This is a genomic window from Priestia sp. D51, from assembly GCF_053345675.1.
The window spans coordinates 1-12,161 of record NZ_JBLTIR010000005.1 but is presented as its reverse complement, the minus strand read 5'-3'; the positions used below and the strand labels follow the sequence as shown (position 1 = coordinate 12,161).

Annotated in this window: 14 protein-coding genes and 1 riboswitch; of the genes, 8 read left to right on the top strand and 6 right to left on the bottom strand. The window is 37.9% G+C overall.

From position 1 onward, the window contains the following. Window positions 1-70: 70 nt before the first annotated feature. Window positions 71-475 (top strand): YugN-like family protein, encoded by a 405-nt coding sequence (locus ACNHOZ_RS19730; RefSeq protein WP_033580473.1) that lies wholly within the window; start codon window positions 71-73, stop codon window positions 473-475. A gap of 9 nt (window positions 476-484) precedes the next feature. Here ACNHOZ_RS19730 and ACNHOZ_RS19725 read toward each other — a convergent pair whose 3' ends face one another. From ACNHOZ_RS19725 to cdaS, 3 genes are all read right to left on the bottom strand, one after another. Beyond that, the gene (locus tag ACNHOZ_RS19725; RefSeq protein ID WP_033580474.1) at window positions 485-1,273 is read right to left on the bottom strand and encodes a potassium channel family protein; all 789 of its coding nucleotides are present in this window, start codon (window positions 1,271-1,273) and stop codon (window positions 485-487) included. Window positions 1,274-1,340: 67 nt separating this feature from the next. After that, a complete protein-coding gene (locus tag ACNHOZ_RS19720) occupies window positions 1,341-1,724 on the bottom strand; it encodes a VOC family protein (protein ID WP_255905933.1) in 384 nt (127 codons plus the stop codon). A 97-nt stretch (window positions 1,725-1,821) separates the two neighbouring features. Beyond that, window positions 1,822-2,448: a sporulation-specific diadenylate cyclase CdaS gene (gene cdaS, locus ACNHOZ_RS19715; RefSeq protein ID WP_028412605.1), complete on the bottom strand. Its 627-nt coding sequence runs from the start codon at window positions 2,446-2,448 to the stop codon at window positions 1,822-1,824. 313 nt (window positions 2,449-2,761) lie between these two features. Next, window positions 2,762-2,864: riboswitch (SAM riboswitch) on the top strand. A 253-nt stretch (window positions 2,865-3,117) separates the two neighbouring features. On the opposite strand from cdaS, the gene ACNHOZ_RS19710 reads away from it, so the two are divergent. The 7 genes from ACNHOZ_RS19710 (at window position 3,118) to ACNHOZ_RS19680 (ending at window position 8,987) form a co-directional block, all read left to right on the top strand. After that, complete coding sequence (locus ACNHOZ_RS19710) at window positions 3,118-3,831, top strand: phosphoadenylyl-sulfate reductase (protein WP_028412604.1); 714 nt, start codon at window positions 3,118-3,120, stop codon at window positions 3,829-3,831. A gap of 19 nt (window positions 3,832-3,850) precedes the next feature. Continuing rightward, window positions 3,851-4,930: an inorganic phosphate transporter gene (locus ACNHOZ_RS19705; protein WP_080754495.1), complete on the top strand. Its 1,080-nt coding sequence runs from the start codon at window positions 3,851-3,853 to the stop codon at window positions 4,928-4,930. Between the two features lie 52 nt (window positions 4,931-4,982). Continuing rightward, the gene (gene sat / locus ACNHOZ_RS19700) at window positions 4,983-6,134 is read left to right on the top strand and encodes a sulfate adenylyltransferase (RefSeq protein ID WP_014457931.1); all 1,152 of its coding nucleotides are present in this window, start codon (window positions 4,983-4,985) and stop codon (window positions 6,132-6,134) included. Window positions 6,135-6,146: 12 nt separating this feature from the next. After that, a complete protein-coding gene (cysC, locus tag ACNHOZ_RS19695) occupies window positions 6,147-6,746 on the top strand; it encodes an adenylyl-sulfate kinase (protein WP_028412601.1) in 600 nt (199 codons plus the stop codon). A 91-nt stretch (window positions 6,747-6,837) separates the two neighbouring features. Beyond that, window positions 6,838-7,617, top strand: a complete 780-nt coding sequence (gene cobA / locus ACNHOZ_RS19690; protein ID WP_033580477.1) for a uroporphyrinogen-III C-methyltransferase — start codon at window positions 6,838-6,840, stop codon at window positions 7,615-7,617. A gap of 13 nt (window positions 7,618-7,630) precedes the next feature. Next, complete coding sequence (locus ACNHOZ_RS19685; protein ID WP_033580478.1) at window positions 7,631-8,398, top strand: sirohydrochlorin chelatase; 768 nt, start codon at window positions 7,631-7,633, stop codon at window positions 8,396-8,398. Beyond that, window positions 8,379-8,987 carry an NAD(P)-binding protein gene (locus ACNHOZ_RS19680; RefSeq protein ID WP_255905912.1) on the top strand — a complete coding sequence of 203 codons (609 nt, stop codon included), beginning with the start codon at window positions 8,379-8,381 and terminating at the stop codon, window positions 8,985-8,987. Before ACNHOZ_RS19685 ends, ACNHOZ_RS19680 begins: the two co-directional genes overlap by 20 nt. A 26-nt stretch (window positions 8,988-9,013) precedes the next feature. Here the strand turns inward: ACNHOZ_RS19680 and ACNHOZ_RS19675 are convergent, their stop codons facing one another. From ACNHOZ_RS19675 to ACNHOZ_RS19665, 3 genes are all read right to left on the bottom strand, one after another. Then, window positions 9,014-9,691 carry an MgtC/SapB family protein gene (locus ACNHOZ_RS19675; RefSeq protein ID WP_013059577.1) on the bottom strand — a complete coding sequence of 226 codons (678 nt, stop codon included), beginning with the start codon at window positions 9,689-9,691 and terminating at the stop codon, window positions 9,014-9,016. 119 nt (window positions 9,692-9,810) lie between these two features. Next, the gene (locus ACNHOZ_RS19670; RefSeq protein WP_033580479.1) at window positions 9,811-11,397 is read right to left on the bottom strand and encodes an AMP-binding protein; all 1,587 of its coding nucleotides are present in this window, start codon (window positions 11,395-11,397) and stop codon (window positions 9,811-9,813) included. A 243-nt stretch (window positions 11,398-11,640) separates the two neighbouring features. After that, a complete protein-coding gene (locus ACNHOZ_RS19665; protein WP_033580480.1) occupies window positions 11,641-11,835 on the bottom strand; it encodes a hypothetical protein in 195 nt (64 codons plus the stop codon). Between the last annotated feature and the right edge of the window lie 326 nt (window positions 11,836-12,161).

Below are 12,161 nucleotides of genomic sequence, written 5' to 3'. Positions count from 1 at the left end.
AACTTTTTTGCTTTTGAGATAAAGGATAAAAAGCTGGAAAAAGGACATGTTAAAACAGAGGAGGGATAAGATGATTGAATTATCTTCAAGATTAGACGGCACATTATTCAAGCTTTATGAATTAGAAAAAACGCTTAAGCCGCTTGGGTATAACATTGGAGGAAATTGGGATTATGATCATGGTTCATTCGACTATAAGATGAATGATGAAGTCGGCTATCAGTTTTTACGCATCCCGTTTACAGCTACGAATGGAGAACTGGATTCTAAAGGAACAACCGTACAGATTGGTACGCCATTTTTACTTTCACATAAGTATCAAATTGGCTTAGATGACAATGTTCACAATGGAAACGTGGGTGCTTCATTTAACCAGTTTGCAGAACCCCAAGACGCAGACGCTTCATTTCCAGAAAAGTATATCAGCTTAGGAGAAGAGCTAATTAGAGAGGCAGAAGAGGCGCTGCTTCAATAATTGAAAGGATTATTCTTTTCTTAAACTCTCTAATTTTTTCACAAAAATATGTTCGTACATGACCTGACTAATCAACTCGTTTGTTTTAATCATTTCATTTACCCCTAAATTTTGCGCATTTTGAATATGCTTTTTTGTTAACAGTTCAACGATGCTGTAAATAGAAGGGTTCAATCCTTGCAGAGCGACTAGCGTAACAATCGTATTCATGTCTGCATATTCTTCTGTCTTATGCTGATCGGCAGTAATCAGCACTTTTTTTGCGCACCGAGCATTGGCAAGTTCTAATACCTCATAGTGAGAGGGACTTCCTTTAATAAAATGAACGCGATCACAGATCATGGGGTTTTTAGTCAGAGAGTCGTCGATAAGAACAATGTCTTCTTTATGAAATGCGTCGCGATAAGACTCTAGCACGAGTTTGGCGCGCTCATTCCACCCCACAACGATGAAGTGATCTTTTCCATAAAACTTTAAATTCCCTTCCAAATAAGCGCTCTCAGCGGAAACAGCAATTTTAGAAAGCGTGACAAAATAAGTAGTAATAAATCCCGTTCCAACCAGGACTAAAATAATTGCAGCTAACCTTCCAATCGTAGTGGTGGGAGCAAAATCACCGTACCCTATAGTAGAGATTGTAATAATAACCCACCAAATTCCTTCAAACACATTCCCAAACGTTTGCGGCTCTAGGAAATGTATAAGCATGCCGAAAAGTAAAACAAGGCAGCCGATAATAAAAAGAAGCCGCACTAAAATAGAACGACGAAAAAGTCGGAATAATAGCCATTCCATCATAAAAAAACCTCCAGTGATTAGTCATAGCCACAGTATGACCATTTTTCACTGAAGGTATAAGATATCTTTATCTTTTTACTTCGTAATATTCAATCCATTCTTTGTCTGGACCGTAGAAAAATAAGTATCTTGCTCCATTTGGCAAAGTTACAATGTTTTCTTCCACAAATGAAATGCCTGCTGATTTTAAACGCTCAAACTCCTCTTCAATTCCATCTACTGCCAGCGCAAAATGATGAACTTTACCTTCACTAGGTAAGCTTGAGTTATACCCTTGAATTAACTCTACGATTACATTGCCTTCTAAACCTAGAAAAGCTAGCTTCAAAGACGGATCGGTATGTGGTAGTGTTTCGATGAGCTCCAATCCCACTTTTTGTGTATAGAACTCAATAGATTCTTCTATATCCTTTACTTGAACGCCTACATGTTCAAATTTTAAAATTGCCATATGCATCACCCGTATCTATAGTATGTAAAAACTATGAAATATATTAAAGAGAAAGGATAGATAAGTCAAGATAGGGCTGCTTATCAGGAAAGGGCTCTTAAATCATATTTTTGCTGGAGTGAATAGGGTAGAGGCTTCCATCAAGAGCAAACGAAATTTTACCTGTTTCTTCAGATACAACTAAAATTAATGCATCCGATTTTTCCGACATTCCAATTGCTGCACGGTGACGTGTTCCCAACTTTTTGTTCGTTGAAATAATAGACGAGAGAGGTAAAACATTAGCAGCTGAAATAAGCTGATTATTTCTAATTAGGACGGCTCCGTCATGTAAGGGTGTCCCTGGATAGAACAGTGTCTCAACTAGCGTAGCGCTGACAGGAGCTTGAATAGGCATTCCTTTTTGAATAAGAGGATCAACATTTTGTTCCCGTTCAATGACAATTAAAGCGCCGTGACGTTTCTCAGAGAGGTTATGAATAGCTAGGGACAGAGCAGCGTATTCAAATGTATAAGGCGATAAGTAATGACGCAAGTAATAAGAGGCGGCCGTAGCTTGAACATCTTGAAATAACCTTCTCATCTCCTCAAAATCACATAAAATACAATGATCACTCGTGTCTAAATGTTTAATTAAATTAGAGGCTTCAGTTGAAATCTGCTGTAAATATGTTCGCACATTATTTTTAATTGTATCGTCTAATTGAAAGGGTTGTCTCTCCATCTTATATAGCTCCTATCTGTCAGTCAGTGTTATCTGTAATGTGTGCTAATGTGAGTGAATTATCCGTAAAGCTCATAAATCCGTTATTAATTTTATAGAGAGATTTTGCATTTTATTTAGCAAGAGAACATAAAAAGTCGGGGAAAAAAGAAAGCGTTTTATAAACTGATATGTTCACATTTGGGTTAAATTTACATATGTTGTTTTAAATAAAAGTATAGATATTTCTGTGAATTTAAAGTATAGTTTTCTTATCGGATATATAATTTTTAATGTTGACAAATATTCTAAATATGCTAAAATTTTTAAAAAATGCTTATCAAGAGTGGTGGAGGGATCTGGCCCGCTGAACCCCGGCAACCTGCTTAGCAAGGTGCTAATTCCAGCAAAGTGTGTATCATTTTGAAAGATAAGGTGAAAATTATTGCCTACCCAGTCTTTCAATACGGAAGACTTTTTATTTTGATATAGCGCAAGAGATATTTTGAGGAGGGACAACGATGACTGTAAACCCCGACTTAAAACAAACCTTTGAACACGCCGAAGCAAAGTAAGAATTAAATAGTTTCGCTGACTAGACACACTAGAGGCGGTTTTATCCAATTCTAGTGGGTAAAACCGTCTTTTTTTATTGGATAACGCGGATAACTAAGAATTGGAGTGGAGAAAATGGCAGACTTATATACGTACGAAAACTGGAGCGATACATTTCCAGAGTTCGACAGTAAAGATGAAACAAAAGGAGCCCTTTCAGCATTGCAGTGGGCGTATGATACCTACGGAGATTCAATTATTTATGCGTCAAGCTTTGGGATCGAAGGAATCGTGTTAATTGATTTAATTTCAAAAGTGAAAAAAGATGCTGAAATTGTCTTTTTAGATACAGGGGTTCATTTTAAAGAAACATATGAAGTGATTGATGCAATTAAAGAACGCTTCCCTGATTTACGTATTCATATGAAAAAGCCGGATTTAACTCTTGCAGAACAAGCTGAAAAACATGGAGATGAGCTTTGGAAGAGTCAGCCTAACCTATGCTGTCAAATTCGAAAAATCATTCCGCTAAGAGAATCCCTTGCTCCTTATGATGCGTGGATTTCTGGTTTGAGACGTGAGCAGTCTGAGTCTCGTGCCAACACGAATTATTTTAATAAAGATGAGAAATTCAAGAAGGTGAAAGTTTGTCCGTTAATTCATTGGTCATGGAAAGAAATTTGGCGTTATGTGTATAAGCATGATTTGCCATACAACAAACTTCATGATCAAGGCTACCCAAGTATCGGCTGTGAGCCCTGTACCGCACCTGCCTATAATGTAGACGATTTACGTTCAGGAAGATGGGCAGGTACACAAAAAGTGGAGTGCGGATTACACGAATCTTAAATACGAAAGAGCTGAATAAATGATGCTTTTATATGTTGCCTTTATCATTGCGCTTTTTTTTGCAATGAATATTGGGGCAAGCGGTGCAGCAGCTGCTATGGGCGTTTCATACGGCTCCGGTGCAATTAAAAAGCGAAGAGTGGCCCTGTTCATCTGTGCTGTAGGAATTGTGCTCGGAGCTGTTACCGGAGGCGGTGAGGTGGTAAAAACCATCAGTTCAGGTATCATACCTGAAAAACTGCTGTCAGTAGAATTAGTTATTATCATTCTGGCTGCTGCAACGCTGTCACTCTTTTTCGCGAATTTGATTGGTATCCCTTTATCAACAAGTGAAGTAACAGTTGGCTCAGTTGTTGGAGTAGGGGTAGCTTATCAATCTCTGTATGTAGAAAAACTTTTAATTGTCATGTCTTTTTGGATTATTGTTCCGCTAGTTTCATTTGTTATTGCTTTTTTGATTGGGAAAGTGATAAAGCGCAGAGCGCATAAAAAAGAAGCAGAGGGAAAGTGGAAAAGAGTTTTAACGATTTTAGTTATTGCAACGGGATTCTTTGAAGCCTTCTCAGCTGGAATGAACAATGTGGCAAATGCTGTCGGTCCTCTAGTAGGAGCTGGATTAATGGATGCTACAACGGGTGTCATAGCAGGAGGATTGGCGGTGGCGCTCGGAGCTCTTTTACTAGGAGGCCGAGTTATTGAAACAAACGGAAAAAAAATTACTCGCTATTCTGTAGGAGAAGGCTGTATTATCTCGGGTACTGGTGCTTCTCTTGTTACAGTCGCTTCACTGTTTGGTTTGCCAGTACCGCTTACACAGGTCACTACGTCTTCTATTATTGGAATAGGCGCAGCGAAAACGGGATTTACGAAAGAACAGCGAGAAGTGGTCATTCAAATGTTAAAGGTTTGGGTGGTATCCCCTGTATTTTCACTCGTAATCTCATATGTTCTTGTGAAATTAGTACTTGAAAGCGACTTATATTCATTTGTGGTGCTAGCTAGTGGATGTATTGCTACAGGAGGTATTCTAAGCTTAGCTAGAACGACTAGAAGAAAAAGAGCAAGCCTGCAGTCGGAAAAAGAAAAAATGACTGCGTGATTCAAGTGCTTTTTATTATATTGTGTTAATTACTTAAGGAGGATTTTACAAAATGACAACAATTCAAGCACACGGTGGAGAATTAATTAATTTATATCAACCAACATATGACTACACGTCACTAACAAAAGAAATTGAAGTAGACAACATGGCTCTAAGCGATTTAGAACTAATTGGAATTGGTGCTTATAGCCCAATTACGGGGTTTTTAGGAGAAAAAGATTATCAATCAGTTGTTGAAAATATGCGTCTAGCAGATGGAACTGTATGGAGTATTCCTATTACTCTTCCCGTAACAGAAGAGCAGGCTAAAGAATTAAACATTGGCGACAAAGTAAAACTAGTTCAAAGCGGTGTGACATATGGTGTTTTAGAAGTTTCTGAAGTATATACGCCAAATAAAGAAAAAGAAGCGGAAAATGTGTACCGCACAGCAGAACTTGCCCACCCTGGTGTGAAGAAAATGATGGAACGCCCAAATGTATATGTAGCAGGTCCAATCGTACTTGTAGAACGTACACCTAAAACGCGTTTTGAAAAGTATTACCTAGATCCAACTGAAACAAGAGCAGCATTTGAAGAGCGCGGTTGGAAAACGGTTGTTGGATTCCAAACTCGTAACCCTGTTCACCGTGCGCATGAGTATATTCAAAAAACAGCATTAGAAATTGTAGACGGCCTGTTTTTAAATCCACTTGTAGGAGAAACAAAGTCAGATGATATCCCAGCAGATATCCGTATGGAAAGTTATGAAGTACTTTTAGAGAACTATTATCCTAGCGATCGTGTAGCTTTGGCAGTTTTCCCTGCTGCAATGCGCTATGCTGGACCTAGAGAAGCTATTTTCCATGCAATGGTTCGAAAAAACTTTGGATGCACGCATTTCATTGTAGGCCGTGACCACGCTGGTGTTGGTGACTACTACGGAACATATGATGCACAAAAAATCTTCAGTAACTTTACGGCAGATGAATTAGGAATTACACCTTTATTTTTTGAACACAGCTTCTACTGCAAGAAGTGTGAAGCGATGGCATCAACGAAAACATGCCCTCACAGCAAGGAAGATCATATGATTCTATCTGGTACCAAGGTACGTGAAATGCTTCGTAACGGAGAAGTGCCACCAAGCACATTCAGCCGTAAAGAAGTAATTGAAGTGTTAATTAAGGGATTAGCAAAACAAAAAGTATCTTCAAAATAAGGAGCGGTTGAAGTGAGTAAATCAACAAACATTACGTGGCATGATGCTGGAATTACAAAACAGGAAAGACGCGAGCAAAATAATCATCACAGTTTTGTATTATGGTTTACGGGCCTTTCGGGTTCAGGTAAATCTACCGTAGCAAACGCAGTGGCAAAAGCGCTTTTTGATAAAAATATTCGCAATTATGTATTAGATGGTGACAATGTTCGTTTTGGCTTAAACAAGAATTTAGGGTTTTCTGCTGAAGATCGTACAGAAAATATCCGCCGTATCGGTGAGGTTTCTAAGCTGTTCGTAGACAGCGGTCAAGTGGTACTAACAGCATTTATCTCTCCATTCCAAGAAGATCGCGCTCAAGTGCGTGAGATCTTAGAGGGGAATGAATTTTTGGAAGTATACGTAGAGTGTCCGTTAGAAGAATGTGAAAAAAGAGATCCAAAAGGCCTTTACAAAAAAGCAAGAAGCGGAGAAATCCGTGATTTTACAGGAATTGATTCTCCCTATGAGTCACCTGCTAATCCTGAAGTAACAATTAATACAAGTACACAGTCTGTAGAAGAATGTGTACAAACTGTTATTGAATATTTATCTAACCGAAAATTCATCTAAATGACAGCGGACTTTGTCCGCTGTTCTAATTCAAATTAAAATTTGGGAGCGCTGCGGAGACGTGGAAATGATGGAAGGGTGAAAGGCATTCATGGGGAAAGTATATCTAGTCGGTGCAGGACCAGGAGATCCAGATTTAATTACATTAAAAGGGTTGAAAGCAATTCAGCAAGCAGATGTTATCTTATATGATCGTTTAGTGAATAAGGACCTGCTGGAGTATGCTAAAAGTGATGCTGATATTATTTACTGCGGAAAGCTTCCAAACTACCATACCCTCAAGCAAGAAACAATCAATAACTTTTTAGTGAAATTCGCTAAAAAGGGGAAAATTGTAACGCGCTTAAAAGGCGGAGATCCATTTGTTTTCGGACGCGGAGGGGAAGAAGCAGAAGCTCTCGTGCAACAGGGCATTTCATTTGAAATTGTTCCAGGAATTACATCAGGTATCGCAGCTGCTGCTTATGCAGGAATCCCTGTCACTCACCGGGAATACAGCGCAAGCTTTGCTTTTGTAGCAGGACACCGTAAAGACAGCGAGCATGATGCAATCAAATGGGATAGCCTAGCCAAAGGTGTAGATACTCTTGCCATTTATATGGGAGTGAGGAACTTACCGTACATTTGCCAACAGTTAATGGAACATGGAAAAACCTCAGCTACGCCAATTGCATTGATTCACTGGGGCACATGTGCGGACCAGCGCACTGTAACTGGAACTCTTGGTACAATTGTTGATATTGTTAAAGAAGAACAAATTGAAAATCCCAGTATGATTATCGTTGGTGAAGTTGTAAATTTTCATGACCGATTGAATTGGTTTGAGAAGACTGGACAGCATTACTATTCGTATGCACAAGAAGCTTACTAAAGAGGTTGATTATATGGATGCAGTTTTATATGTTTGCCATGGCAGCCGCGTAAAAGAAGGCGCTGATCAGGCAGTTGCTTTTATTGAAAGATGTAAAAAAAATCTAGATGTACCGATTCAAGAAGTTTGTTTCCTAGAGCTAGCTTACCCTACTATTGAACAAGGATTTGAAGCGTGTATTGAACAAGGTGCTACTCGTATTGCCATTGTGCCGCTGCTGTTATTAACAGCTGCCCATGCAAAACATGATATACCTGAAGAAATACACAAAGTATATGAACGCTATCCACAAGTAGAAGTACTGTACGGAGAACCGTTCGGCGTAGACGAACGAATTGTTGATATCTTAGTAGAGAGAATCAATGAAACCAATGTGGATAAGCATGAAGATTCGATGGTATTGCTGGTCGGCAGAGGAAGCAGTGATCCTGCTGTAAAAAAAGATTTTAACGAAATAGCTCAACTGCTAAAAGGTAAAGGAGCTTTTAAAGAAGTGAGCACATGCTATTTAGCTGCCGCTGCCCCTAATTTAAAAGAAGGCCTGCACCTTGCTAAACAAACTTCGTATAAGCAAGTATTCGTTCTCCCGTACCTTTTGTTTACCGGTATTTTAATGAACGAAATTAAGGAAGAATTGGAGCAGTTATCAACAGATGACCAGCAGTTTATCTTAGCAAACTACCTAGGTTATCATGATGGACTTGCACACATTTTAAGTCATCAAGTAAAAACGTTATTATCGAGCAGAGGAAATCAATACGATGTATACCGTTATGCTTGATTTAAAGGATCGTTCGGTCTTAGTAGTTGGAGGCGGAACAATCGCAACTCGTAGAATTAAAGGTTTTTTACAAGAAGGAGCAGCCATTACAGTGGTTGCTCCAACTGTTTCAGCTGAAATAAATGAGTGGGAAGCTAAGAATCAGCTGTGTGTAAAAAGAAAAAAAGTAGGAGAAGAAGACTTACTTAATGTTTTTTTTATTGTTGTAGCTACAAATGATAAAGCTGTGAATAAGTTCGTTAAGCAGCATATTAAAAATGATCAGTTGGTTAATATGGCCAGCGGTTTTTCCGATGGAAATATTCAAATTCCTGCACAGTTTTCTAGAGGGAGATTATCGCTAGCAATATCCACAGATGGCGCTAGTCCTTTGTTGACAAAACGAATAAAAGAAGAATTATCTTCGAATTATGATGAGAGTTACACACAGTATACACAGTTTTTGTACGAATGCAGAGTTCTTATCCACAGATTGAATGTGTCAAAGAGCCGTAAACATGAGTTGTTAACAGAAATTATCGAGGATCAATACCGGCTGTCTCTAGTAAAACAGAGGGAATTTTTACAACAGATTGAAAAATATAAATAAAAAACGGCCAATTGGCCGTTTTTCATTTATACATTTTCAACTTCAATGCTACGAATACCGCTGATTTTTTGAATCTCGTAATACACTTCTGTAGTAGGACGCTGATTATTAACTGACACTTTCATACGTATATATAATTCATTGGTGTCTAAATCTTTGATTCGAATATTTTTTATTGTAATATTCTTTTCTCTAATGCTGTTAGTTGTATCAAAAATATTGTGCTTATCAGCCAGCTTAAGTTGAAGAATAAGCTCTTTCTCGCGCAGTTGCCTAGGCCCTAGAATAGTAATAAGGAAAGGGAGAAGTTCAACGCTGATGATGAGCAGTACAACTCCGGTAATAGCTTCGGGATAAAACCCTGCACCTACAGCAATACCTATACCTGCTGCCCCCCAGATAATAGCGGCTGTTGTAAGCCCAGAGATGCTGTCATTTTCTTTTCGTAAAATAACACCCGCTCCTAAAAAACCAATTCCAGAAACAATTTGAGCAGCCAGACGAAGCGGGTCCATTGTGATATGATCACCTTTATTAAAAATTTGAGAAGACTCAATCGAAACAATCGTGAGTAAACAGCTAATAATGGAAATTACGAGAGATGTTTTTAAACCAACAGGCTTTCGTTTTAGTTCCCTTTCAATTCCAATAATAAGACCAAGTACAGCAGAAATACCTAATTTGAGCAACATTTCATTTTCCATTATTTTCACCTATTTCAATAGACATTGTTGTTTATATCTGTATGAAAGAAGAAAAACAGATATGTATCAGTATAGTAAACTTTTCTTCATAATGACAGGTGAAATTCGAAAAAATCTGATTATTTATAAAGCGCTACGATTGTTTCTTTTAATTTATATTTTTGAATCTTGCCGGATGCCGTCATGGGAAAGTCGTCTATAAAATAAATATGTTCGGGAATTTTGAAATGAGCAAGCTTACCTTTGCAAAAGTCTTTGATTTCTTGAGCGGTAAGAAAAGAATCTTGCTTGAGTTTAATGCATGCAGCAACTCGTTCTCCATACTTTGGATCAGGAATACCGACAATTTGCACATCTTCTACCTCGGGTAATCTATATAAAAACTCTTCAATTTCTCTTGGGTAAATGTTTTCTCCACCTCTAATAATCATATCTTTTAGACGTCCTGTAATTTTTACATAGCCATCTTTATCGATGGTAGCTAAATCTCCTGTATGTAGCCAGCCCTCTACAATTGTTTTTTCTGTTTCTTCCGGCATTTTGTAATATCCTTTCATTGTTAAATATCCTTTTGCACAAAGTTCTCCTTGTTCTCCAAAAGAAGCTTGTTTACCTGTAATTGGATTAATAATTTGAATCTGTACATGATCATGTACTTTGCCAACCGTTTGTACTCGCCGCTCGATAGAATCAGTTGGGGTTGTTTGGGTGATTACAGGAGATGTTTCGGTTTGACCATAGGCGATGGTAATTTCGCTGATACCCATGTCATTTATGACTCGTTTCATTACTTCTGCTGGACAATTAGAACCAGCCATGATTCCTGTGCGAAGAGTAGATAAGTCATATTGATTAAACTCAAGTGCATTTAATTCCGCAATAAACATAGTTGGTACACCGTGAAGCGCTGTACATTTTTCTTTCTCTACGGTGCGTAAAACAGAGGAAGGCTGAAATTCAATAATCGGTAGCATAGTAGCACCTACGGATACGCATGCTAGAACGCCCAGTACACATCCAAAACAATGAAAGAAAGGAACTGGGATGCATAAGCGGTCTTCGTTAGTCAGTTTCATAGACTGAGCAACTAAAAAGCCGTTATTTACTATATTATGGTGACTTAGCATAACTCCTTTTGGAAAACCTGTTGTTCCGGAAGTATATTGCATATTGATAACTTCATGGATATGTAGGGATTGCTCATACTTATCGAGCACCTCATCCGATACCATTGAGCTACTCATTAAGAACTCGTTCCAAGAAGTATGTTCGCTTGATTCACTTAAGTTTATAAGATGTTTTAGATTGGGAAGATTATGTTCAATACCGGTGATAATAGACGTATAAGAAGTGCTTTTAAATTCATCAATGAAAAATAGCGCTGCTGTATCAGAATGCCTCAATACATACTCTAATTCAGAGGATTGGTAGCTTGTATTAAGGGTAACCAAAACAGCGCCTATTCTAGCTGCTGCGAATTGCAGAAGTAACCATTCCGGCACATTTGTAGCCCAGATAGCGATATGATCGCCTTTTTTGAGACCGGTGGCTAGAAGTGCCTTTGCAACTCGAGAGGTTTCTTGATAAAACTCTGCGTACGTATAGCGAATATTTTGTTCAGAGTAGATAACCGCTTCTTGATGCCCAAACTTTTTTGTACTTTCTTTTAAAAGTTCTCCAACCGTTACTTCAAGCAATGGTTTCATTTGGTTTCCTCCTTGAATAATGTTAAAGTATATATGAAAGCGTTTTCTAAAAGTAGTTTATCAAATTTAAAGAAAGTGTTCCAAAAAATCATTCGACAAATTCCTTCACTGTCCATCGCACGTATGAAGAAGGGGGGAGCTGAGTTTATCGTATTGATTTCAATAAGTAAGTATACCGAATGCGAATATTGTAATAAAATAAAGAAATGTCTCCTTATTATAAGAAGACAACGTAACATCATGTTAATAAAGAATGGTATAAAAATATGAAGTAAACAAACAAAAAATTATGCTGAATGTTGAAAGTGAAATAAATGAAAGGCCGTTGACTTTGCCTTCTTTATTAGACATTTGAATTGATTCCCAATAAGCAAGTGAAATTAAGAGAATAGACATACAAAAGGACAAATAGAGTGCAGCTGCAATTAAGGTATCCAAGTGAACGCCTCCTTGGCGGATAATGATTTAATAGACATTATGCTAGCTTAGGTCTAGATATGCTAGTATCTATTAATTGGCTAACGTTTCGTGTACAAGAAAATAGTTTTTAAAAATATATCGAAAAACTATTGCACAATAAAAGAAGGCATGGTATATTATTAAATGTCGCTAAGATGAACTGCTAAAGCAAACATCGAAGTGATAAACAAATAAAAACTTGTTGACAACTAGATTGCAACTTGTTATGATAGTAAAGTCGCTTAAGAGCGGCGGTTGAACTTTGAAAACTGAACAAAGCGACAAACGTCAACGTTAATTTTTAT